21 protein-coding genes are annotated in these 23746 nt (G+C 65.4%); 16 read left to right on the top strand and 5 right to left on the bottom strand.

Features of this window, described 5'->3' with window-relative positions; all coding sequences use genetic code 11:
* Window positions 1-285: 285 nt before the first annotated feature.
* The 5 genes from ACPZMI_RS08190 (at window position 286) to ACPZMI_RS08210 (ending at window position 4274) form a co-directional block, all read left to right on the top strand.
* A complete protein-coding gene (locus ACPZMI_RS08190; protein WP_186710846.1) occupies window positions 286-1185 on the top strand; it encodes a TauD/TfdA dioxygenase family protein in 900 nt (299 codons plus the stop codon).
* 18 nt (window positions 1186-1203) lie between these two features.
* The gene (locus tag ACPZMI_RS08195; protein WP_186710844.1) at window positions 1204-2223 is read left to right on the top strand and encodes an ABC transporter substrate-binding protein; all 1020 of its coding nucleotides are present in this window, start codon (window positions 1204-1206) and stop codon (window positions 2221-2223) included.
* 6 nt (window positions 2224-2229) lie between these two features.
* Entirely contained in the window at window positions 2230-3093 is an 864-nt protein-coding gene (locus ACPZMI_RS08200; RefSeq protein ID WP_426352020.1) for an ABC transporter ATP-binding protein, read from the top strand.
* A gap of 16 nt (window positions 3094-3109) precedes the next feature.
* Window positions 3110-3973: an ABC transporter permease gene (locus tag ACPZMI_RS08205; protein WP_186665452.1), complete on the top strand. Its 864-nt coding sequence runs from the start codon at window positions 3110-3112 to the stop codon at window positions 3971-3973.
* A gap of 112 nt (window positions 3974-4085) precedes the next feature.
* On the top strand, window positions 4086-4274 hold the full coding sequence (locus tag ACPZMI_RS08210) for a hypothetical protein (protein WP_186710857.1): 189 nt from the start codon (window positions 4086-4088) through the stop codon (window positions 4272-4274).
* Between the two features lie 90 nt (window positions 4275-4364).
* On the opposite strand, the gene ACPZMI_RS08215 is transcribed toward ACPZMI_RS08210, so the two are convergent.
* A complete protein-coding gene (locus ACPZMI_RS08215; RefSeq protein WP_426352021.1) occupies window positions 4365-4922 on the bottom strand; it encodes a WCX domain-containing protein in 558 nt (185 codons plus the stop codon).
* A gap of 204 nt (window positions 4923-5126) precedes the next feature.
* Between ACPZMI_RS08215 and ACPZMI_RS08220 the strand changes: the two genes are divergently transcribed.
* The 8 genes from ACPZMI_RS08220 to gcvP all read left to right on the top strand — a co-directional run bounded on the left by ACPZMI_RS08220 (window position 5127) and on the right by gcvP (window position 16363).
* Window positions 5127-5939, top strand: coding sequence for a tetratricopeptide repeat protein (locus ACPZMI_RS08220; RefSeq protein ID WP_426352022.1), 813 nt, complete (start codon window positions 5127-5129; stop codon window positions 5937-5939).
* Between the two features lie 172 nt (window positions 5940-6111).
* Window positions 6112-6555: a MarR family winged helix-turn-helix transcriptional regulator gene (locus tag ACPZMI_RS08225; RefSeq protein ID WP_186665457.1), complete on the top strand. Its 444-nt coding sequence runs from the start codon at window positions 6112-6114 to the stop codon at window positions 6553-6555.
* The gene (locus ACPZMI_RS08230) at window positions 6552-8639 is read left to right on the top strand and encodes an FUSC family protein (protein WP_426352023.1); all 2088 of its coding nucleotides are present in this window, start codon (window positions 6552-6554) and stop codon (window positions 8637-8639) included. The genes ACPZMI_RS08225 and ACPZMI_RS08230 overlap by 4 nt, the downstream gene beginning before the upstream one ends.
* Complete coding sequence (locus ACPZMI_RS08235; RefSeq protein ID WP_054895000.1) at window positions 8636-8848, top strand: DUF1656 domain-containing protein; 213 nt, start codon at window positions 8636-8638, stop codon at window positions 8846-8848. The genes ACPZMI_RS08230 and ACPZMI_RS08235 overlap by 4 nt, the downstream gene beginning before the upstream one ends.
* Entirely contained in the window at window positions 8845-9720 is an 876-nt protein-coding gene (locus tag ACPZMI_RS08240; RefSeq protein WP_186665461.1) for an efflux RND transporter periplasmic adaptor subunit, read from the top strand. Before ACPZMI_RS08235 ends, ACPZMI_RS08240 begins: the two co-directional genes overlap by 4 nt.
* Window positions 9717-11135 (top strand): efflux transporter outer membrane subunit, encoded by a 1419-nt coding sequence (locus ACPZMI_RS08245; RefSeq protein WP_426352024.1) that lies wholly within the window; start codon window positions 9717-9719, stop codon window positions 11133-11135. Before ACPZMI_RS08240 ends, ACPZMI_RS08245 begins: the two co-directional genes overlap by 4 nt.
* A 261-nt stretch (window positions 11136-11396) precedes the next feature.
* Entirely contained in the window at window positions 11397-13373 is a 1977-nt protein-coding gene (locus ACPZMI_RS08250; RefSeq protein ID WP_186665464.1) for a methyl-accepting chemotaxis protein, read from the top strand.
* Window positions 13374-13489: 116 nt separating this feature from the next.
* Window positions 13490-16363, top strand: a complete 2874-nt coding sequence (gene gcvP, locus ACPZMI_RS08255; protein ID WP_426352025.1) for an aminomethyl-transferring glycine dehydrogenase — start codon at window positions 13490-13492, stop codon at window positions 16361-16363.
* A 77-nt stretch (window positions 16364-16440) separates the two neighbouring features.
* On the opposite strand, the gene ACPZMI_RS08260 is transcribed toward gcvP, so the two are convergent.
* The 3 genes from ACPZMI_RS08260 to ACPZMI_RS08270 form a co-directional block, all read right to left on the bottom strand.
* Window positions 16441-16755, bottom strand: a complete 315-nt coding sequence (locus ACPZMI_RS08260; protein ID WP_054894995.1) for a DUF2388 domain-containing protein — start codon at window positions 16753-16755, stop codon at window positions 16441-16443.
* Between the two features lie 91 nt (window positions 16756-16846).
* Entirely contained in the window at window positions 16847-18526 is a 1680-nt protein-coding gene (locus ACPZMI_RS08265; RefSeq protein WP_426352026.1) for a GspE/PulE family protein, read from the bottom strand.
* Window positions 18527-18627: 101 nt separating this feature from the next.
* The gene (locus ACPZMI_RS08270; protein ID WP_186710834.1) at window positions 18628-18954 is read right to left on the bottom strand and encodes a hypothetical protein; all 327 of its coding nucleotides are present in this window, start codon (window positions 18952-18954) and stop codon (window positions 18628-18630) included.
* A gap of 126 nt (window positions 18955-19080) precedes the next feature.
* Between ACPZMI_RS08270 and ACPZMI_RS08275 the strand changes: the two genes are divergently transcribed.
* Entirely contained in the window at window positions 19081-19551 is a 471-nt protein-coding gene (locus tag ACPZMI_RS08275) for an Lrp/AsnC family transcriptional regulator (protein WP_186665468.1), read from the top strand.
* A gap of 60 nt (window positions 19552-19611) precedes the next feature.
* Here the strand turns inward: ACPZMI_RS08275 and ACPZMI_RS08280 are convergent, their stop codons facing one another.
* Entirely contained in the window at window positions 19612-20991 is a 1380-nt protein-coding gene (locus ACPZMI_RS08280; RefSeq protein WP_186665469.1) for a CYTH domain-containing protein, read from the bottom strand.
* 103 nt (window positions 20992-21094) lie between these two features.
* Here ACPZMI_RS08280 and argE point away from each other — a divergent pair, with 103 nt between their 5' ends.
* On the top strand, window positions 21095-22237 hold the full coding sequence (gene argE, locus ACPZMI_RS08285) for an acetylornithine deacetylase (RefSeq protein ID WP_186710831.1): 1143 nt from the start codon (window positions 21095-21097) through the stop codon (window positions 22235-22237).
* Between the two features lie 125 nt (window positions 22238-22362).
* Complete coding sequence (gene argA, locus ACPZMI_RS08290; protein WP_186665472.1) at window positions 22363-23661, top strand: amino-acid N-acetyltransferase; 1299 nt, start codon at window positions 22363-22365, stop codon at window positions 23659-23661.
* Window positions 23662-23746 lie beyond the last annotated feature (85 nt).

Here is a 23746-nt window from a genome sequence, read left to right on the forward strand (position 1 = left end):
GGGACAAGCCCGCTCCCACAGGGATTGGGCTGGCCTTTAGATTTTGAATCAGACAGTTGCTCCTACACAGAAACTCCCGCAGTTTTTCCGCCAGGCCATCGCAGCCCGTATATGCATATTCGCTAAAGATATTTAAATTTCCATTCTTATGACTTTATAGTCACTCCCACTGCGTACCTGCCGACCAATCGGCGCGCCGCACGACTCGAACCCACTCGGGAAATCCCCGTGCGTTTCTGAATCGATGCGCGCCCCTGGAAGTCGCGCACTGCGTGGGAGTGAACAATGTCAGCCGCCTCGAACGCCTTGTCGTCCATCGACAGCGCGCAGCCGCAACGCTTCGAAATCCGCCCCTTCTCCGGTGCCGTCGGTGCCGAGATCATCGGGCTGGACCTGTCCCGGCCGGTCAACGCCGAGGACTTCAACCGCATCCATCGCGCCCACCTCGACCACCATGTTCTGGTGTTCCGCGACCAGCGCATCACCCCCGAACAGCAGATCGCCTTCAGCCGCCGTTTCGGCGTGCTGCAGATCCATGTGCTCAAGCAGTTCCTGCTGGAAAACCACCCCGAAATCCTGATCGTTTCCAACATCATCGAAGACGGTCGCAACATTGGCCTGGGTGATGCCGGCAAGTTCTGGCATTCGGACCTCTCCTATAAAGAGCTGCCGAGCCTCGGTTCGATGCTGCATGCCCAGGAGCTGCCCAGCGAGGGCGGCGACACCCTGTTCGCCGACATGCACAAGGCCTGGGACGCTGTGCCCGACGCGTTACGCAAGGTCATCGAAGGGCGCAGCGCCGCGCATTCCTATACCGCCCGTTATTCGGAAACCAAGTTCGAAGGCAACTGGCGCCCGACCCTGACTGCCGAGCAACTGGCCCAGGTCAACGAAGTCATCCACCCGGTGGTGCGTACTCACCCGGAGAACGGCCGCAAGGCGCTGTTCGTCAGTGAGGGCTTCACCACTCGCATCGTCGGCCTGCCCGATGACGAAAGCCGCGATGTACTGCAGCAGCTCTACGCCCTGAGCGTGCTCGAGCAGAACATCTACCGTCACGCCTGGCAGCCCCACGACATGGTGTTCTGGGACAACCGTTCGTTGATCCACCTGGCTGCCGGCTGCCCCGCGCACCTGCGCCGCAAGCTCTATCGCACCACCATCCAGGGCGATGCCCCGTTCTGACGACTGAGGACTCTCATCATGCGTAAATCCATCAGCCGCCTGGCGGCCAGCATCGGCCTGGGCGCGAGCCTGATCGTAGGCGGCCTCGCGGCGCCGGCGGTGGCCCAGGCCGAAGGCAAGATCCGTATCGCCGAGCAGTTCGGCATCGTGTACCTGTTGCTCAACGTCGTTCGTGACCAGCAACTGATCGAGAAGCACGGCAAGGAGCAGGGCATCGACATTCAGGTCGACTGGGCGCAGCTTTCCGGCGGCGCGGCGATCAACGACGCGTTGCTGTCGGGCTCGGTGGACATCGCCGGCGCCGGCGTCGGGCCGCTGCTGACCGTCTGGGATCGCACCTACGGTCGGCAGAACGTCAAGGCCGTGGCCTCGCTGGGCAACTTCCCGTACTACCTGGTCAGCAGCAATCCCAATGTGAAGACCATCGCCGACATTTCCGAGAAGGACCGTATCGCCGTGCCGGCGGTGGGTGTTTCGGTGCAGTCGCGCTTCCTGCAGTACGCGGCGGCCAAGCAGTGGGGCGACAAGGAGTACAACCGCCTCGACAAGTACACCCTGGCCGTGCCGCATCCGGATGCCACAGCCGCGCTGCTGGCCGGCGGCACCGAACTCAACGGGCATTTCTCCAACCCGCCGTTCCAGGACCAGGCCCTGGCCAACAAGAACGTGCACATCGTGCTCAACAGCTATGACCTGCTCGGCCCCAACTCGCCGACCCTGCTGTTCGCCACCGAGAAATTCCGCAAGGACAACCCCAAGACCTACAAGGCATTCATCGATGCGCTCGCCGAAGCCGCCGACTTCGCCCAGAAAGACAAGGCCGCAGCCGCCGACACCTACATCCGCGTGACCAAGGCCAAGATCGATCGCGATGCATTGATCAAGCTGATCGACAACCCGCAGTACGAGTTCACCATCACGCCGAAGAACACTTACCCGCTGGCCGAATTCCTCTACCGGGTCGGCGCCATCAAGCACAAGCCCGAGTCGTGGAAGGACTACTTCTTCCAGGATGAGCGCCCATTGCAAGGGAGCTGATCGACCATGACCGCCCCATTGCCAGGCCACACGGCCAGCAACCTGAGCCGTGTCGACACCCCACCGCTGCTCAAGGTGGACAATCTCAGCCTCGAATACCGCACCGCGCAGCGCGTGGTGCGGGCCACTCACCAGGTCAGCTTCGAAGTCGATCGCGCCGACCGCTTCGTGCTGCTGGGCCCATCCGGGTGCGGCAAGTCGACCTTGCTCAAGGCCGTGGCCGGCTTCATCGAGCCGCGCGAAGGGCAGATCCTGTTGCAGGGCCAGCCGGTCAAGGGCCCAGGCCCTGACCGCATCGTCGTGTTCCAGGAGTTCGACCAGTTGCCGCCGTGGAAGACGGTCAAGCAGAACGTCATGTTTCCGCTGCTGGTCTCGGGCCAGCTCAAGCGCGCCGAAGCCGAGGCGCGGGCGGTGCACTATCTGGAGAAAGTCGGCCTGGCCGCCTTTGCCGATGCCTACCCGCACACCTTGTCTGGCGGCATGAAGGCGCGCGTGGCGATTGCCCGCGCGTTGGCCACGCAGCCGAAGGTGCTGCTGATGGACGAGCCCTTCGCCGCGCTCGACGCCCTGACCCGGCGCAAGATGCAGGAAGAATTGCTGCTGTTGTGGGAAGAGGTGCGCTTCACGCTGCTGTTCGTCACCCACTCTATCGAGGAGGCGCTGGTGGTGGGCAACCGCATCCTCTTGCTGTCGCCGCATCCGGGACGGGTACGGGCCGAGGTGCACAGCCACCAGTACGACCTGGGCAGCCTGGGTGGCAGCGATTTCCAGGCCAGCGCCCGGCGTATCCATCGCCTGCTGTTCGACGAAGCCGGTGAGCCGGAGCAGGCCTCGGACCTGGGCTTCAACGATATCCGCATCGCTTACTGACAGGAGGAGCCTGCGCATGACGACCACACCTGCACGCCAGGAATACGAAGTGCCGCTGCAGCCCTTGCCAGGGCTTTCGCTGGAGCGCGATCTGCCGCTTGCCCAACGTCTGTGGCAACAGGCCTGGTTGCGCAAGACCGTGATTCTTGTACTGCTCGCCCTGATCTGGGAGGCGGTGGCGCGCTACACCGCCAACGACCTGCTGCTGCCGACCTTTCTGCAAACGGCGGCGGCATTCTGGGACGGCATGGCCAGTGGCGAGCTGCCGGCCAAGGTCGGCGTCTCGCTGGTGGTGCTGCTCAAAGGCTATGTGCTGGGGATCGTACTGGCCTTCGGTTTGACCAGCCTGGCGGTCTCGACCCAGTTCGGCCGCGACCTGCTGGGTACCCTGACCTCCATGTTCAACCCACTGCCAGCCATCGCACTGTTGCCGCTGGCCCTCTTGTGGTTTGGCCTGGGCGACAACAGCCTGATCTTCGTGCTGGTGCATTCGGTGCTCTGGGCACTGGCGCTCAACACCTACGCGGGCTTTCTCGGGGTGTCCGAGACCCTGCGCATGGCCGGGCGCAACTATGGCCTGCGTGGTTTGCGACTGGTGCTGCACATCCTGGTGCCGGCGGCATTGCCGTCGATTCTCTCGGGTCTGAAGATCGGCTGGGCCTTCGCCTGGCGCACCCTGATCGCCGCCGAGCTGGTGTTCGGCGCCAGCAGCGGCAAGGGCGGGCTGGGCTGGTACATCTTCCAGAACCGCAACGAGCTTTATACCGACAAGGTATTTGCCGGGCTGGCGGTGGTGATCCTGATCGGCTTGCTGGTGGAGGGCCTGGTGTTCAATACCCTCGAGCGGTTGACCGTACGGCGTTGGGGGATGCAGAGGTAGTGCCGCGTGGGAGCAGTTTCTGGGCCTCGGGAAACAATGCCTCGTTATCAGGGGGCGGCAGCTTTTCTACGATGCCCGTGCGGTACATAAATCAACGTATGGAGAAAATCGTATGAAATCACTGATCACAGCCCTTGCTCTGAGCCTCGCCGCCTTGGCCCCAACCGCGTTTGCCGACAATCACAATGCGCCGAGTGGTGCAACTACCCGAGGTGTTGCCCCTGTCGTAGGTATGCCGTGCGAGCCGGGATACAAGCTGGTCGGCGATGACTGCGTACTCGCCAACATCGAGTTTGAGTAAACCCTGGGCGCTTGTCGAGCTCACCTGTGCCTGCGTCATTCGCAGGCACAATCGCGTGTTTCGCAGCGCGGATGCCTGGTTCGCGCGCCATCAGACCATGTATCGAGCTGCTGCATTACTCAGCGTCCTGCGAATCTCATCCCTCAGCGCCTCCGGCTGCTCGACCACCACCGCCTCCCCCTGGCCCAGCACCCACCAGCGCAACGTCCAGCCGTCTTCCACCGTCGCCCGTAATCGATGGCCATGTTGCAGCGCCGTCAACTGCATGTTCACGCTCAACGGCACTTCTCGCAGCTGTCGCGCCAGCTGATCGCTGACCCACGCCTGCAGTTCCAGCCCCGTGCCCTGGCGGGGCTGCTGCGGGTCGCCGCGCAGGTAGTCCAGCAAGTCAAAATTGCCACGCGGCTCGCCCATGGCGCTGGCCGACCAATGCCAGCCGAATGGAATGCTCTTGTCATTGCGCTCCAGCGGGAAGATCAGCGACAACTCGTTGAGGTCGCGCTCGACTGTGCGCTTGCTGACATTGAAGCCGACATCGCGCAGTCGCCAGACCAATTCGGCGCTGGTGACTCCCGGTGAGCGGCTGGGCAATTGACGCAGCAGCGCCCACTGGCGGCTGAGGGTGGCGCGGGTAGTGGCGAACGGCAAAGGGTAACGTCCTTGTCTAGGCTTGCGGCATTAGCATGGCGGGCACCGCGGCAGATGGCAATTCGCTACTTTGCGCTGAGATCGCGGAACCGCGATTTGGTTGCGTCGAGGTGAATCGTTCGCGACAGGTTTCGTCGTGTCGTCGCGCAGAATCGCCTCATCACAGTCGAGGTCGGAACTGTGGGACGTTCAATGAGGATGAACATGTCTGCTGCCAGCAATATCCATTCGCTGCTCGCCCGTCTCCTGCCCGAGCGCATCGTGCCTGCGCCAGCCATTCCACGGCGACACCTGCGCCTTTTCGCTGGCGTCGGCATGCCCACCCAGTGGGCGGTGCTGGGTGAGCGCTCTGCGCTGGTGAGCCGTCTGGACGAGGCAGTGGATGTGCAGGCGATCTACACCGACCTGCGGCACCAGGCACTGGAGGGTAATGCCGCGGTGCTCAACGACCTGGGCTGGATCTGGCTCAATGGCCGCTACTGGCGCGCCGACACGGCGCTGGCCAGCCATCTGCTGCGCATGGCCGCGTTGCAGGGCAATGCTGCAGCCTGGTTCAACCTGGGGCAGCAGCACTATTTCGGCAAGGGCGTGGCGGTGTGCTATGCCACCGCTGCGGAGCATTACCGGCACGCTTTCGAGCGGGGGCTGTCGCACGCTGCCGCGGCCCTGGGCGACCTGTACGAGGAAGAAGTCTGCGATGCCGATCAGGACTGGGAGGTGGACCTGGCCGAGGCTTACCAGTGGTTCCTGCGCGGAGCCCAGCGTGGCGAGGCACGTTGCCGGTTCGAGGTGGGTTACCGGCTGCTGCATGGACTGCATGTCGAACCGGATACGCGGGCGGCGCTGTACTGGCTGGAGCTCGCGGCAGGGGCAGGGGTGATGCAGGCGGCCGAGGAACTGGCAGTGCATTTCAGTCGCCGCGATGGGGCGCGCTACCTGGAGTGGCGCGATCAGGCGATCGCACTGGGCAGCACCCTGGCCTTGACCATGAAGCTGGAGGATCAGGTTCAGTCTTGAGTCCGGTGGGGTGGTGAGGCCTTCGCGGGCGCGTGGGAGCGGGCTTGCCCGCGAAGGCCTCGCCGCCGATCCCGGTTGTAAACACACTGTTCATCGCCCCCGGTTGACGAGGGGGGGAGGGCTGGGCGTATATTGATAGTTAGCAAACTATGAATATCCTCGGTTCCTCCATATGACACTCGATGCACTGCACCTGAAAGTCAGCAGCGGCATGGTCGTTGCCGGTCGTCACTGGCGACGCATCTGCCATGCGGCGCTGACCGGCTATGGCATCTCCGAGGCCTGCGCGGTGCCGTTGCTGATGATCGTGCGCCTGGGCGATGGCGTGCATCAGGTGGCCGTGGCCCAGGCCGCCGGCCTGGAAAGCCCGTCGCTGGTGCGTCTGCTCGACCAACTGTGCAAGGCCGGGCTGGTGTGCCGCACCGAGGATCCGCTCGACCGACGCGCCAAGGCGCTGAGCCTGACCGCCGAAGGACGTACCCTGGCCGAATCCATCGAGCGCGAGCTGGTGCGCCTGCGTCGCGAGGTGTTGCATGGCATCTCGGCTGCCGACCTGGAAGCGACCCTGCGGGTGATCCGTGCCTTCGAAGTCGCTGCACAGGGGACGTCGGCGTGAACGGTTTCTTCAGTTCAGTGCCGCCTGCCCGCGACTGGTTCTACGGCGTGCGTACCTTCGCCGCGTCGATGATTGCCCTGTACATCGCCTTGCTGATGCAACTGCCGCGCCCCTACTGGGCGATGGCCACGGTCTATATCGTCTCCAGCCCCTTCGTCGGTCCCACCAGTTCCAAGGCGCTGTACCGCGCGGTCGGCACGCTGCTCGGTGCGGGTGGTGCGGTGCTGCTGGTGCCGCCGCTGGTGCAGTCGCCCTTGTTGCTGAGCATCGCCATCGCCCTGTGGACCGGCACCTTGCTGTTTCTCTCGCTGAACCTGCGCACGGCCAACAACTACATGCTGATGCTGGCCGGCTACACCTTGCCGATGATTGCCCTGGCCGTGGTCGACAACCCGCTCGCGGTGTTCGATGTCGCCTCTTCGCGGGCCCAGGAAATCTGCCTTGGCATCGTCTGCGCCGCCGTGGTGGGAGCGATATTCTGGCCGCGTCGTCTGGCGCCGGTGGTGATGGGCGCCACGGGCACCTGGTTTGGCGAGGCGATCCGCTACAGCGATCTGTACCTGAGCCGAGAAGCTGTGGCCGACAAGGTCGCGGGTTTGCGCGGCTCGATGGTTGCCACCTTCAACAGTCTGGAGCTGATGATCGGCCAGCTCGGCCACGAAGGCGCCGGCCCGCACACCGTGAAGAACGCCCGCGAGCTGCGCGGCCGGATGATTCACCTGCTGCCGGTGATCGATGCCCTCGACGACGCGCTGGTCGCCCTCGAAGGCCGTGCGCCGGAGCAGTTCGCACAGATCCAGCCGCTGCTGGCATCGGCCCGCGAGTGGCTCAAGGGCACCGCCGACAGCGCTTCGGTCGCGCGCTGGACCGCGCTGCACGAGCAGATCGACCGCCTGCAACCGCGCGCCGATGCGCTCGACCAGCGCCACGCCCTGCTGCTGTCCAACGCCCTCTACCGCCTCAGCGAATGGCTCGATCTCTGGCAGGACTGCTGCACCCTGCAGCATGCACTGCGCCTGGACGACACCAAGCCCTGGCGGGCGGTCTACCGTCATTGGCGGCTGGGCCGCCTGACGCCATTCTTCGACCGCGGCCTGATGCTGTATTCGGTGTTCTCCACCGTCACCGCGATCGTCGTCGCCTGTGGCCTGTGGATCGGGCTGGGGTGGAACGACGGCGCCAGTGCCGTGATCCTCGCCGCCGTGGCCTGCAGCTTCTTTGCGGCGATGGACGACCCAGCGCCGCAGATCTACCGCTTTTTCTTCTGGACGCTGATGTCGGTGATCTTCTCCAGCGTCTACCTGTTCCTGGTGCTGCCGAACCTGCACGACTTCCCGATGCTGGTGCTGGCATTCGCCGTACCCTTCATCGTGGTCGGCACCCTCACCGTGCAGCCGCGCTTCTACCTCGGCACCCTGCTGACCATCGTCAACACCTCGACCTTCATCAGCATCCAGGGCGCCTACGACGCCGACTTCTTCACCTTCCTCAATGCCAACCTGGCAGGCCCGGTGGGGCTGCTGTTTGCCTTCATCTGGACCCTGGTGGTGCGCCCGTTCGGTGTGGAGCTGGCCGCCAAGCGCATGACCCGCTTCGCCTGGCGCGACATCGTCGAGATGACCGAGCCTGCGACCTTGGCTGAACAGCGCAAGGTAGGCGTGCAGATGCTCGATCGCCTGATGCAGCATCTGCCGCGCCTGTCGCAGACCGGCCAGGACAGCGGCATCGCCCTGCGCGACCTGCGTGTGGGCCTGAACCTGCTCGACCTGCTGGCCTACATGCCGCGTGTGGGCCTGCAGGCCCGTGAGCGCCTGCAGACCGTCATCGAGGAAGTCGGCGGCCACTACTCGAATTGCCTGCGTGCCGGCGAGCGCCTGCACGCACCTGCAGCGCTGCTGCGCAACATGGAGCGGGCACGCCTGGCGTTGGCGCCTGACCAACTGAACGAGCGCGGCGAGCCCCGTGTCCACCTGCTGCATGCCCTGGCCGGCTTGCGCCTGGCACTGTTGCCAGGCGTCGAGGTGATGCTCGAGCCGGTCGAACAACCGCAACTGCCACCTGGAATCGACGGAGCGCCGCTGTGATCGGTGAACTGGATATCAGCGGGGTGTTCCTGCCCACGCTGCTGGTGATGATGTTTGCCACCTACCTGCTGTTCCTGGGCGTGCACGCTGTGCTGGTGCGCCTGCATTTCTACCGCCTGGTCTGGCACCGGGCGTTGTTCAACGTTGCCCTCTACGCCGTACTGCTGGGTGCGGTGGATCACTTTTGCCGAAGCCTGATGCTGCCATGAAAAAACCGTTGTTGACCTTGGGCCGTGTGGTCCTGACATTGCTGGTGGTGACCTTCGCGGCCGTGCTGGTCTGGCAGATGGTCGTGTACTACATGTTCGCCCCCTGGACCCGCGACGGCCATATCCGCGCCGACGTGATTCAGATCGCCCCGGATGTGTCCGGGCTGATCCAGAAGGTCGAGGTGCGCGACAACCAGGTGGTCAAGCGTGGTGACGTGCTGTTCACCATCGACCAGGACCGCTTCGGCCTGGCCTTGCGCCAGGCCCGGGCGACCCTGGCCGAGCGCGAGGAAACCCTGGCCCAGGCCGCCCGCGAAACCCGGCGCAATCGCAAGCTGGGCAACCTGGTGGCGGCCGAGCAGCTTGAAGAGAGCCAGTCGCGCGAGGCCCGTGCCCGCTCGGCGGTGAGCGAGGCACAGGTGGCGGTCGATACCGCCCAGCTCAACCTCGACCGTTCGGTGGTGCGCAGCCCGGTGGATGGCTACCTCAACGACCGCGCCCCGCGTGCCCATGAGTTCGTCACGGCGGGCCGGCCAGTGCTGTCGGTGGTCGACAGTGCCTCGTACCATGTCGATGGCTATTTCGAGGAAACCAAGCTCAGTGGCATCCATGTCGGCGATGCCGTGGACATCCGCGTGATGGGCGATGACACACGCCTGCGCGGCCATGTCGAAAGCCTGTCGGCAGGGATCGAGGACCGTGACCGTGTCAGTGGCGCCAACCTGTTGCCCAACGTCAACCCGGCGTTTAGCTGGGTGCGCCTGGCCCAGCGGATCCCGGTGCGCATCGCCTTCGATGAGGTGCCGGCAGATTTCCGCATGATCGCCGGGCGTACCGCGACAGTGTCGATCATCGAGGGCCCGCGGCCATGAAGCGCCTGATGCTGGCAGGGCTGGCGCTGTCGCTGGGGGCCTGCGCCATGGTCGGCCCCGACTACCAGGTGCCCGAGGATGCCGCGGTGCAGCGCAGCGACCTGAACGGCCCGTTGCGCCAGGATGCCGCGAGCGTGGTGTCGGCACCGGTGCCGGATGATTGGTGGCAGTTGTACCAGGACCCGCGCCTCAATGCGCTGGTGCGCCAGGCGTTGAGCGCCAATACCGAGTTGCGCGTGGCGGCGGCGAACATCGCCAAGGCCCGCGCGCAGGTCGAGGTCGCCGAGTCGCAGGGGGGCTTCAGCGGCGGCGCTAAGGCCGGTGCCCAGCGTCTGCAGGAGTCCGGCGAAGCGTTCCTGCTGCCGGAGAAAGTCCCGGTGGCCAACATCGGCGAGGCGATTCTCAGCGCCTCGTACCAGTTTGACCTGTGGGGCACCTTCAAGCGCGGCACCGAAGCTGCCAAGGCCAATGCCGACGCGGTGCAGGCAGCCGCCGACACCGCGCGCATCACCCTGGTGGCCGATGTGGTCAAGGCCTACACCCAGGTGTGCTCGGCCAATGAGGAGTACCACATCGCCCGTGAATCGCTCGACCTGCAGCAGCAGAGCGTGCAGTTGAACCAGCGCCTGCGCGATGCCGGCCGTGGCGACGAGACCCTCGTCACTCGCTCGCAGACCCAGTTCAAGTCGTTGCGCGCCGAGCTGCCGCGCTTCAAGGCAGAGCGCGAGGCTGGGCTCTATACCCTCGCCGCATTGCTGGCCAAACCGGTCGACCAGTTGCCGCCTGGCACCGCCGAGTGCGCCGAGCTGCCGCATCTGGCCCAACTGATTCCGGTGGGCGATGGCGCGGCGCTGCTCAAGCGCCGTCCCGACGTGCGTCAGGCCGAGCGCCAACTGGCGGCTGCCACCGCGACCATTGGCGTGGCCACCGGCGCCCTGTATCCGAACATCAGCATTGGCGCCCAGGTCGGCACTATCGGCATTCTTGATAACCTCGGCGAGCCTTCGACCAACCGCTGGGGCTTCGGCCCGCAGATCAGCTGGGCCATCCCCACCAACGGCACCCGCGCCCGGATCCGCGAAGCCGAAGCCTCGACCCAGGCCGCGCTGGCGCATTTCGATGGCGTGGTGCTCAACGCCATCCGCGAAACCCAGACCCGCCTGGCGCAGTACAGCGCCCTGCTGGACCGTCGCGATGCCTTGGCCGAGGCCGAGCGGTCGGCGCAGGAAGCGGCCGACCAGACCCATCGCCGCTATGAGGCCGGGCGCGAGTCGTTCCTCGCCGACCTGCAGGCGACCCGCGCCTACACCGACGTGCGTGCGCAACTGGCGGCAGCCAATACCCAGGTGGCGATGGGACAGATCGGCGTGTTCCTGGCGCTGGGTGGTGGCTGGAAGGCCACAGCGGGGCAGTGAGTAGCACCGCGTCGTGGTATTGGTGAGTTTGTAGGAGTGGCGGTTCGGCGCCCCGACTTGCCCGCGAAGCAGGCGCCGCGATTCCACGGTCACACCGCATGGAAAACGTTTGCGCATTTCCCGGTCCGACACTCAAGTATTCCCCCGCGACGCCGATCTATTAGCACCAGCGTCCCGGAAGAGGACGCGATTTCCCGTTCAATATGAAGCGGGTGGTCAGCGTGATCAGGACGATCCCGGCCTCTTGCCAGGAGCTTCGCAATGTCTCGACCCCGTGCCCGGATTGCCTCGCAACTCGGCATCGCCCTCGCCATCGTGCTGGCGCTGGTGATCACCGGCAGTACCCTGTTCGCCCTGCGCTCGCTGGACGACGCCAACCTCGCCACCCGCCAGCAACACCTGGCCAGTGAAGCGCGGCTGCTGGCCGACCAGCTCGACACCTTCCACGGCTCGCTCAAGGACAACACCCAGCGCCTGAGTGGCCTGTTCGAGCGCCGTTTCGCCTCGGGCCTGTCGCTGCATGCCGGCGAGACCGTGCAGGTAGCCGGCCAGGCCACGCCCGCCCTGTACCTGGGCGACCAGCTGATGAACAACGACTTCAGGGTCGTCGATGAATTCCAGCAGATGACTGCCGGCATCGCGACGCTGTTCGTGCGCAGCGGCGATGACTTCGTGCGCATCACCACCAACCTCAAGAAGCAGGACGGCAGCCGCGCCATCGGCACGCAGCTGGATCGCCAGCACCCGGCCTACGCCAAGCTGCTCGCCGGGCAGATGTATGTAGGGCGTGCGCTGCTGTTCGACCGCAACTACATGACCCGCTACGTGCCGGTGAGCGATGCCAGCGGCCGGGTGATCGCCGTGCTGTTCGTCGGCTTCGACTACACCGATGCGCAGAATGCGCAGTTCGCCAATCTCAAGCGCTTCCGCATCGGCCAGACCGGCTCACTGGCGCTGCTCGACAACCAAGGGCAGTGGCTGGTGCCGCCTGCGGGCGTGGCCGATCCGCAGGCTGCGGTTGCCGCAGTGGCCGGCCTGGGCGACAAGGGCCGCTTCTGGACCAACGGCCAGCAGCAACTGTTCAGCGTGGTCGAACCCTTTGCCGAGGGGCCGTGGACTGTTGTGGCGAGCATGCCCGAGGCGGAAATCCGCGAGGTGACCTGGAGTGTCGGCCTGCGCCTGGCGATCGGCAGCCTGCTGGCGATGGTCCTGGCCGTGCTCGCCACGCTCTGGCTGCTGCGGCGCAAGCTGCGCCCGCTGGACGACCTGGTGCGCCAGGCCGAAGCCCTGGGCGCGGGTGATCTCAGTGCGCGCCTGGCGGTGACCAGCGAAGACGAGATTGGCCAACTGGCGCGCAGCTTCAACCAGATGGGGAATGCCCTGGCGACCATGGTCGAGCACATTCGCAGTGCTTCCGAGCAGGTCAGCGCGCGCTCGCGCTCCCTGGCCGGGCTTTCGTCTGGTGCCTGCGAGGGCATGGAGCAGCAGTCAGGCGAGATCACCAGCATGGCTGGCGCCGTCGAGGAGTTCAGCGCCACGTCGATGAACATCGCCGAGAACATGGCCGGCACCGAGCGCATGGCCCAGGACAACGCCCAGCAGACGCGCATCGGCCGCAGCGCCATGGACCAGGCGTCCGTCTCGCTCAAGCAGATCGCCGAGGCGCTGGGCGGCACCGCCACGGTGATGGACAGCCTGGGCGCACGGTCGCAGGAAATCGGCGGCATCGTCGGGGTCATCACCGCGATTGCCGAGCAGACCAACTTGCTGGCGCTCAACGCCGCCATCGAGGCGGCCCGCGCTGGCGAGCAGGGCCGTGGTTTCGCCGTGGTCGCCGACGAAGTGCGTGGCCTGGCGGCGCGCACGCGTCAGGCCACCGACGAGATTTCCGGGATGATCGCCAGTATCCAGCAGCAGACCGGGCATGCCATCAGCACTCTGGAGCAGGGCAATCGCCTGATGCAGGAAGGCCTGGAGCGCAACGACAAGGTCGCTGAGGCACTGGCGCGCATCGACGAGCAGAGCCGCGCGGCGGGCGAGCAGTTCACGGCCATCAGCACTGCGACCCAGGAGCAGAGCAGCACCGCGAACCTGCTCAGCCGTAACCTGCAGAGCATCGCCCAGGCCAACAGCGAGCAGCACGACGTGGCCAATGAACTGGCGGCCACGGCCAAGGAGCTCGAGGGCCTGGCCGGGCAGTTGCGCCAGGAAGTGGATCGCTTCCGGGTCGGCGGTTGACCTGATCGGACCAGGGCTGCGATGCGGCCCTGGATGCAAGTTTTTCCGCAACATCGTCGATCCCTTCCTAGACTTGTAAGTCTCCACGAGAACTGGTCCAGGAAGAGAAGATCGCCATGTCCCAGTCGCCATCCCTGCAGCAACTGCAAGTGCCCAACCCTTTTCTGCACCGCCATCTGGGCCCCGATGCCAGCGAGCAGAGCGCCATGCTCGCGGCCCTGGGCGTTGCCAGTCGCGATGCCCTGATCGAGCAGACTGTCCCGCCAGGTATCCGCTTTGGTCGCCCGCTTGACCTGCCCCCCGCCCTCGACGAGCAGGCGGCCCTGGCCAGGCTGGCCGGATACGCCGGGCAGAACCAGGTGTGGACCAGCCTGATCGGCATGGGCTATCACGGCACCGTCACGCCAACCGTCATCCTGCGCAACGTGCTGGAAAACCCTGGTTGGTACACGGCCTATACACCGTATCAGCCCGAGATCGCCCAGGGCCGCCTCGAGGCGCTGCTCAACTTCCAGCAGATGATCATCGACCTCAGTGGCCTGCCGCTGGCCAACGCGTCGCTGCTCGACGAGGCGACGGCCGCCGCCGAGGCCATGGCCCTGGCCAAGCGGGTTGCACGTAGCAAGAGCAATGCGTTTTTCGCCGACGAGCACTGCCACCCCCAGACGCTCTCGGTCTTGCGAACCCGTGCCGAAGGTTTCGGCTTCGAGTTGATCGTCGATTCGCTGGAAAACCTCGGCAAGCACTCGGTGTTCGGCGCGCTGCTGCAGTACCCCGACACCCATGGCGAGGTCCGCGACCTGCGGCCGCTGATCGAGCACCTGCACGGTCAGCAGGCGCTGGCGTGCGTTGCCGCCGACCTGTTGAGCCTGGTGGTGCTGACACCGCCTGGCGAAACCGGGGCCGACGTGGTGCTTGGGTCGAGCCAGCGCTTCGGTGTGCCGATGGGGTATGGCGGGCCTCATGCTGCGTATTTCGCCTGTCGTGACGACTACAAGCGGGCGATGCCTGGGCGCATCATCGGCGTGTCCCGCGATGCCCGTGGCAACACCGCCCTGCGCATGGCCCTGCAGACCCGCGAGCAACACATCCGCCGCGAGAAGGCCAACTCCAACATCTGCACCGCCCAGGTGTTGCTGGCCAATATCGCCGGTTTCTACGCCGTCTACCATGGGCCCGACGGCCTGCGGCGCATTGCCCAGCGTGTGCAGCGCCTGACCCAGATCCTGGCGGCCGGGCTGCAGGCCAAGGGCATCAAGCGCCTCAACCAGCACTTCTTCGACACCCTCACCCTTGACGTGGGCGGCACCCAGGCCGCGATCATCGAAAGTGCCGAAGAGGCGCGCATCAACCTGCGCATTCTCGGGCGCGGGCACCTGGGCGTGAGCCTGGACGAGACCTGTGACGAAGCGACGGTACTCAAGCTGTTCGACGTCTTCCTTGGTGTCGACCATGGTCTGGACGTCGCCACCCTCGACCAGCAGCCCCTGCCCCCGGCGGTGCCGGACACTCTGCTGCGCAGCACGCCGCTGCTCGAACACCCGGTGTTCAACCTGCACCACAGCGAAACCGAGATGCTGCGTTACCTCAAGCAGCTGGAGAACAAGGACCTGGCGCTGAACCAGTCGATGATCCCGCTGGGCTCGTGCACCATGAAGCTCAACGCCACCAGCGAGATGATCCCCATCACCTGGCCTGGCTTCGCCCTGCTGCATCCCTTCGCACCGGCCGCACAGGTGCAGGGCTACAAGGCGATGATCGACGAGCTGGAGGCTTGGCTGTGCGCGATCACCGGGTTCGATGCGATCTGCATGCAGCCCAACTCCGGCGCCCAGGGTGAATATGCCGGGCTGATGGCCATCACCCGTTATCACCGCAGCCGTCATCAACCGCAGCGCACCCTGTGCCTGATTCCGTCGTCGGCCCATGGCACCAACCCGGCGTCGGCGCAGATGGCGGGCATGGAGGTGGTGATCGTCGACTGCGACGAGGCGGGCAATGTCGACCTCGATGATCTCAAGGCCAAGGCGCGCCAAGCCGGGGATCGATTGTCGTGCCTGATGGTCACCTACCCCTCGACCCATGGGGTGTACGAGGAGGGCATTCGCGAAATCTGCGAGGTGGTCCATCAACAGGGCGGGCAGGTGTACATGGACGGCGCCAACCTCAACGCCCAGGTGGGCCTGGCGCGCCCGGCGGATATCGGTGCCGACGTCTCGCACATGAACCTGCACAAGACCTTCTGCATCCCTCACGGCGGTGGCGGGCCGGGCATGGGGCCGATCGGGGTGCGGGCACATCTGAAACCGTTCGTCGCCAGCCACCCGGTGGTGCCGGTACCAGGCCTGGACCCGAACAACAGCGCTGTCAGCGCAGCGCCCTGGGGCAGTGCCAGTATCTTGCCGATCAGTTGGATGTATATCGCCCTGATGGGGCCGCAACTGGCCGATGCCAGCGAGGTGGCGATCCTCAGCGCCAACTACCTGGCCAGTCGCCTGGCGGGGGCCTTTCCGGTGCTCTATCGCGGACGTAACCAGCGGGTCGCCCATGAATGCATCCTCGACCTGCGTCCGCTCAAGGCGCAGACCGGGATCACCGAGGAGGACGTGGCGAAGCGCCTGATGGACTATGGCTTCCATGCGCCGACCATGTCGTTCCCGGTGCCGGGCACGCTGATGGTCGAGCCGACCGAGAGTGAGTCGAAGGCGGAGCTGGATCGCTTCGTCGAGGCGATGCTGGCGATCCGTGACGAGATCGCTCAGGTGCAGGAGGGGAACTGGCCGGCGGACGATAACCCGCTCAAGCATGCGCCGCACACGCTGGCCGATGTACTGGGGCCCTGGGATCGGCCCTATGGTCTGGAACAGGCGGTCGCACCCAGTGCGCATGTGCGCTTGCACAAGTACTGGCCGGCGGTGAACCGGGTGGACAACGTGTACGGCGATCGCAACCTGTTCTGTGCTTGCGTGCCGGTGGACGCGTATCGCTGAGCCCGGGCCTGCTGTGGAGGCGGTGCTGCGCGGGTCTGTGCGCGCAGCCCGCTCCCGCAGCGGGCGTGGGGTGCAGGTTACTGAGCGGTGAGGTTACGGGCCAGGATTGCGTTGGCCAGTTCCATGTCGCTGGCCTGGACACCAGGGTTGTCGGCGCGCACCTGACGCATCGCCGCTTCCAGGTAAGGGCCGCGGATCGATCCTTCGCTCGCCACGAAGCTGCCGGCATCGTCCTGGGCGGCCGCGACGAGCTTGTGGTCCTTGAACGTCAGGTAGGTGGAACCGGTGGTCGCACCGGACGAAATGACGTTGCGCCAGAAGCCGTCGGCCATGGCGGAGCCGATCGGCAGGGACAGCAGGGCAGCAGCCGCAATGGCGGTTTTGAAACGCATGTGAATTACCTCGAACGATGAGGGCGGGTGATGCGAGTTTGGATCGCCGCGCGGGCCGCAAGTTCCTTTGCACGCTGCGTATGCCGGGCGCTCAGGCACATACCCGCAGGACTTCTTCCAGGCTGGTCAGGCCCCTGGCCACCCGGTCTTCACCGCAGCGGCGCAGCTCGCGCATGCCCTGTGCCAGAGCCTGCTGGCGCAGGCTGGCAAGGTCGCTGCCCGGGCCAATCCGGGCTCGCAGGGCGTCGTCGAGCACGAGCAGTTCGAACAGCCCGGTGCGCCCCTGGTAACCGGTGCCGCGACAGAGGCGACACGCCGCTTCACGTGTGCCAGGACATCCCTTGCAGGCGCTGCAGAAGGTGCGTGCCAGGCGCTGGGCCATCACGCCGATCAACGTGGCCTTTATCAGGTAATCGGCCACACCCAGCTCCTGCAGGCGAGTAATTGCGCTGCAAGCGTCGTTGGTGTGCAGGGTCGATAGCACCAGGTGTCCGGTCAGCGCTGCTTGCACCGCCACCTGGGCGGTTTCGCGGTCGCGTATCTCGCCGATCATGATGATGTCCGGGTCCTGGCGCAGCAGAGCGCGCACGCCGTTGGCAAAGCCGAGGTCGAGGCTGGGTTGGACCTGTAACTGATTGAAGCCGGGCTCCAGGCGCTCGATCGGATCTTCGATGGTGCACAGGTTGACCTGTGGCGTAGCCAGGTGCTTGAGGCTGGCGTAGAGCGTGCTGGTCTTGCCCGAGCCGGTGGGGCCGGTGAGCAGAATGATGCCTTGGCGTTTTGCCAACAGCGCGTGCCACTGACCCAGCAAGGTCCCTTCGAGCCCCAGGCGCTCCAAGTCTTCGTGCAGCTGTTCGGGGTCGAAGAGGCGCAACACCAGTTTTTCGCCGAACGGTGTCGGCAGGGTCGACAGGCGCAGCTCCACCTGCGCGTTGCCGGGCAGGCGGCTTTTCAGGCGTCCATCCTGTGGGCGGCGTTTCTCGGCGACATCCATGCGCCCCAGGTGCTTGAGGCGGCTGACCAGCGCCAGGACCACGCTGGCCGGAAACAGGTAGACCGTATGCAGCAGGCCGTCGATACGGTAGCGCAGGCGGCCCTCGTCGCGCTGCGGCTCGAGATGGATATCGCTGGCGCGCTGCTCGATGGCGTACTGCAGCAGCCAATCGACGATATGCACGATGTGGGCATCGTCGGCGCTGATGGCGCCGCCGCGCCCACCGAGCTCCAGCAACTGCTCGAGTTCGCCCAGGCTTGCCCGCTGCTGCTGGTGGGCGCCCTGTACGGATCGCGACAGGCGCTGGAACGTGTCGCCAAGCTGGCGCAGTTGTACAGGGCTGGCCAGCACCCGGCGAATCGGCTGGCCGAGGCTGCGGCTCAGGTCGGCTTCCCACTCGCGTTGGTAGGGTTGTGCGCTGGCCACCGTAACACCGGTCGCGTCCATGGCCACGGCAAGGATGCCGTGGCGCTGGGCGAAGGCGGGGGAGATCAGGCCGGCGACGTGGGCCAGATCGACCTGCAACGGGTCCAGGCGCAGGAAGGGTTGGCCGACGCTGTCGGCGAGCCATTGGCAAAGGGTGTCGAGGTCCAGCGTATGGCCGGGGCGCAGGCGGTCGCTCAGGGCGAGGCTGGCAAGGATTTCGAGTGGATGGCCAGGGTGGCTGGGGGCCTGTTCGAGTGCACGCAGGGCGTCGCCGGGGGCCAGGCGATGTTCGGCGAGCAGCCTGTCGAGAAGGCGCTTGAGGTCGAGGCTGTCATCTTGAGTGTTGTGCATGGCGGCGTCCTTGCCGAGGCTGCTGAAAGGCCCAGGCAAGGGTAGCTGCACAGCGGGGCAGTGCCTTGGCGAAGGCGTTTCTGGATCTTGCGGAGCAGATGTCAGCCCGCCGCCACCTCGGACAGTTTCGGCACGCTTTCCAGAAAGACCTCGCCGACACACACCAGGTTACGCATCTTCTGCGCGATCACCCCGGCGCGGTGCCAACTGAGGCCGTCGATCCCGATCTCCAGTTCCAGCAGGTCGTCGCGCTGGCACACCTGCACGCTGTGCGGCGTGAGGAACTGCAGGGCGAAGAGGTTGAGTACCCGGCACAGGCTGTCCGGCTCGGCCTCGATGTCGAGGCGGTAGCGGACCTCGCAATGCAGGGCGCTGGCGGCCCAGGCGTCGCTACGGGGCTGAGGGGTGTGCCGTTCGAGTGCATTCATGGAGCGTCTCCTTCGATGTGGAGAAATTCTCGCAGGTCGAAACCGGCATTTCTTCGCTATGATTCACCTGGTTTTGTAGTTTGGCGAATAATAATTGTCGCATTGGTAGGCTTTGGAGAATTGATCATGCAAAGCGAGTTGGATGCCTACGACCGACGCATCCTTGAACTGCTGCAGGAGGATGCGTCGTTGTCCAGCGCGCAGATCGCCGAACGTGTCGGGCTGTCGCAGTCGCCGTGCTGGCGTCGGATACAGCGCCTGAAGGATGAAGGGGTGATTCGCGGCCAGGTCACCTTGCTGGACCGCAAGAAGGTCGGGCTGAACACGCAAATCTTCGCCGAGGTGAAACTCAACGCGCACGGGCGGTCGAACTTCACCGAATTCACCGAGGCGATCCGCGGCTTTCCGGAAGTGCTGGAGTGTTATGTGCTGATGGGGGCGGTCGACTTCCTGCTGCGTATCGTCACCTCGGACATCGAGGCCTACGAGCGGTTTTTCTTCGAGAAGTTGTCGAACGTACCAGGGATACAGGAAGTGAACTCGATCGTGGCGCTGTCGGAAATCAAGTCCACGACCTGCCTGCCGCTATCGAGGTGAGGCCTTCGCGGGTACATCGGTTCGGTGCCCCGATATACCCGCGAAGCAGCTGATGCGGTCTTACACCTTGAGCAGGTGCTTCCAGGCGCGGCTTTGGTCGATGGCGCGGGCCTGCTCGATGCGGGCTTCGAACAGCTCGCCCGACTGCTCTTCGGCCAGCGGCTGCTCGGCCAGTTCATGCAGCTTCTTCAGATCGCCGTACAGGCGGTCCAGTTGCGGCACTTCCAGCACCTGGCGGGCGTGGTGCAGCCAGGTCAGCAACTGCTCGATGCGCGGCAACTGTTCACCCAGATCCTCCGGGCGCTGGGTGTACAGCGGCAGCTTCAGCGCGCGGCCTTCTTCACCCAGCTGGTGGTGCAGCCAGCTGGCCAGTTGCGCCTTGCCCTGGCGCTCACCGCGGCCCTTGCGCTCGACGGTCCAGGCGCGCGCCAGCAGCCAGCGCGAGGTTTCCAGTGAGAACTGGCCCCAGCGCGTGTCTTCCAGCTCTTCGGCGAACTGCTCGGGTGCGGCGCGGCGGATGTCTTCGTCGTCGTTGCCGGCCTGTACCAGTGGTCGCCAGTCTTCGAGCAGGGCGTCGAGGCGGCTGCGCAGGTCACGGGTGGTGGCCCGTGGCGCGGCCTGGCCCAGGCTGCTGGTGAGGGCGCGCAGCTCTGCCAGGCACTGCACCCATTCCTGCAGCAGGCGCCAGTGGCCGTTATGACGGTACTGTTCGGCCAGGCGCTGGCTGCTGCCCAGCAGTTGCCAGGCGAGCGCGGTGTAGGCGTCGTCCACGGCCATTTCGGCGTCCAGCTCGGTGTGTGGCAGGCTCAGCTCGTAGCTGTCGGGATCGAGCAGACGATAGCCCCGCTCGGCCTTGCTGATGTCGCAGGGCATCAAGGCCAGCGTGGCGGACAGCTCGGCGGCCAGCTCCAGCAGAGCTTCCGGGGCGCCTTCACGCAGCTCCAGTTCGAGCTCGCAGATTTCTTCCTTGCGTTTGCCGGCGATGACGAAGCCTTGGTCGAGCGCGGCTTCGATCACCACCTTGGCCTTGCCGCGACCCCAGGAGATCTCGGCGTATTCGCGGGTGAAATCGGTGGTGAACAATGGCTTGATGGTTTTCTTGTCCAGCTCGGCCAATTGCTCGGGCCAGCAGCTGGCGTCGAGTTTCTTCAGGTCCAGCTTGACCTTGTCCAGGTACCACTCGTACTCGTTGCGCTCGGACAGGCCGGCAACGCTCTGCCCACGGCACTTGAGGGTCTGGATGATGACCTCGCCGTCGCGGCGCAGGCGAAGGGCGACGCGGGCTGCCGAGAGCTCGCGGTCGGGGGTGTCGAAGTACTGGTTGAGCAGTTCGCGGGTCTGCCAGCCGGACTTGTTGCGCTTCTTCAGCAAGGGGTGCTCGCGCAGGGCGGCAAGGGTCTCGCGGCTGGCGCGGAGCTTGAGTTCGGTTTCTTTGTGCATCGCTGGCTCGAAGGAAGGCGTGGTTGGCGGAGAGTCTACAGGAGTTGCCCTGCCAAGGGACGGCATTGCTATGATGACCCCATGCTTTACGAGGAGTCCGTGCATGCCGTTGCCATCGCTCAAAGACCAGTTCGCCGCCCTGATCGCCGCCCCCTCGGTCAGCTGCACCCAGGCCGCATTGGACCAGTCCAACCGTCAGGTCATCGACCTGCTCGCCAACTGGCTGGGCGATCTGGGTTTCCGTTGCGAGATCCAGGAGATCACTCCAGGCAAGTTCAACCTGCTCGCCAGCCGCGGTACCGGCCCGGGCGGTCTGGTGCTGGCCGGCCACAGCGATACGGTGCCGTTCGATCCTCAGTTGTGGAGCAGCGACCCGCTGAAACTCACCGAAGTGGATGGCCGCTGGATCGGGCTGGGCAGTTGCGACATGAAGGGCTTCTTCGCCCTGGTGATCGAGGCGGTGATCCCGCTGCTGGAGCACGATTTCAAGCAGCCGCTGCTGATCCTCGCCACCTGCGATGAAGAAAGCTCGATGTCCGGTGCCCGCGCCCTGGCCGAAGCCGGGCAACCGCTGGGCCGTGCGGCAGTGATCGGCGAACCCACTGGGCTGAAGCCGATCCGCATGCACAAGGGCATCCTCATGGACCGCATCGATATTCTCGGGCGCAGCGGCCATTCGTCGGATCCAAGCCTGGGCCACAGTGCCCTGGAGGCCATGCACGCGGTGATGGGCGAGCTGATGGGCCTGCGCCAGCAGTGGCAGCAGACCTACCGCAATCCGCAATTCACCGTGCCCACGCCGACGATGAACTTCGGCTGCATCCATGGCGGCGACAACCCCAATCGCATCTGTGGCCAGTGCGCCCTGGAGTTCGACCTGCGCCCGTTGCCAGGGATGGACGTGGAGCAACTGCGTGCGGCGATCCGCGCGAAGCTGACGCCCGTGGCCGAGCGCCATGAAGTGCGCATCGACTATGCGCCGCTGTTCCCCGAGGTGCCGCCGTTCGAGCAGACCGCCGATGCCGAGCTGGTGCAACTGGCCGAGCGTCTGACCGGCCATCGTGCCGAAGCGGTGGCCTTTGGCACCGAAGCGCCTTATCTTCAACAGCTGGGTTGCCAGACCATCGTGCTCGGACCCGGCGACATCGCTTGCGCCCATCAGCCGGGCGAGTACCTTGAAATGTCACGAATCGAGCCTACCGTGCGTCTATTGCGTGACCTTATCCGGCACTACTGCCTGAGCTAAAAGTCCACTGACCTGATTCGTTCCTGCCTAGAGGAGACCGCGCGTGACCGCAAGCCTGTTCCGACGATGACTTTCGAACGTTGTGCGCCTTCACCCGTCTCGTTCACTTATCCACAGGCCCTGTCATGCCCGAATACGTCAACTGGCTGCGTCATGCCTCCCCGTACATCAATGCCCATCGCGACTGCACCTTCGTGGTCATGCTCCCCGGCGATGGTGTCGAACATCCCAACTTCGGCAATATCGTCCACGACCTGGTGCTGCTGCACAGCCTGGGCGTGCGCCTGGTGCTGGTGCACGGTTCGCGCCCGCAGATCGAAAGCCGCCTGGCTGCCCGGGGCCTGACCCCGCACTACCATCATGGCCTGCGCATCACCGACGCCGCGACCCTGGAGTGCGTGATCGACGCCGTCGGCGCCCTGCGCCTGGCCATCGAAGCGCGCCTGTCGATGGATATCGCCGCATCGCCCATGCAGGGCTCGCGCCTGCGCGTGGCCTGCGGCAACCTGGTGACTGCACGGCCGATCGGCGTGCTGGAGGGTGTCGACTACCACCACACCGGCGAGGTGCGGCGCATCGATCGCAAGGGCATCAGCCGCCTGCTCGACGAGCGCTCCATCGTGCTGCTGTCGCCGCTGGGCTATTCGCCGACGGGCGAGATCTTCAACCTGGCCTGCGAAGACGTCGCCACCCGCGCAGCCATCGAGCTGGGCGCCGACAAGTTGCTGCTGTTCGGCGCCGAGCCGGGCCTGCTGGACGAAAAAGGCAAGCTGGTGCGTGAGCTGCGGCCGCAGCAGGTCCCGGCGCACTTGCAGCGCCTGGGCAGCGACTACCAGGGCGAGCTGCTCGATGCTGCCGCCGAGGCCTGCAAGGGCGGCGTGGCGCGCAGCCATATCGTCAGCTATGCCGAGGACGGTGCGCTGCTCACCGAGCTGTTCACCCGCGACGGCGGTGGCACGCTGGTAGCCCAGGAGCAGTTCGAGATTGTCCGCGAGGCGACCATCGAGGATGTCGGCGGCCTGCTGGAGCTGATCAGCCCGCTGGAAGAGCAGGGCATCCTGGTGCGCCGTTCGCGCGAGGTGCTGGAGCGGGAGATCGAGCAGTTCAGCGTGGTGGAGCGCGACGGCATGATCATCGCCTGTGCGGCGCTGTATCCGATCGCCGAGTCCGAGGCGGGCGAGCTGGCGTGTCTGGCGGTGAATCCGGAGTACCGGCATGGTGGTCGGGGGGACGATCTGCTCGAGCGTATCGAGACCCGTGCGCGGCAGTTGGGCCTCAATACCCTGTTCGTGCTGACGACCCGTACGGCGCACTGGTTCCGCGAGCGCGGGTTCCAGCCCAGTGGCGTGGAGCGCCTGCCGGCGGCGCGGGCTTCGCTGTACAACTACCAGCGCAATTCGAAGATTTTCGAGAAGTCGTTGTAGGTCAGTACCGGCCCTATCGCGGGACAAGCCCGCTCCCACAGGTACTGCAGAGATCTCAAGACCGATGCAGAGCCTGTGGGAGCGG

Source organism: Pseudomonas wayambapalatensis, from assembly GCF_049942315.1.
GTDB lineage: Bacteria > Pseudomonadota > Gammaproteobacteria > Pseudomonadales > Pseudomonadaceae > Aquipseudomonas > Aquipseudomonas wayambapalatensis.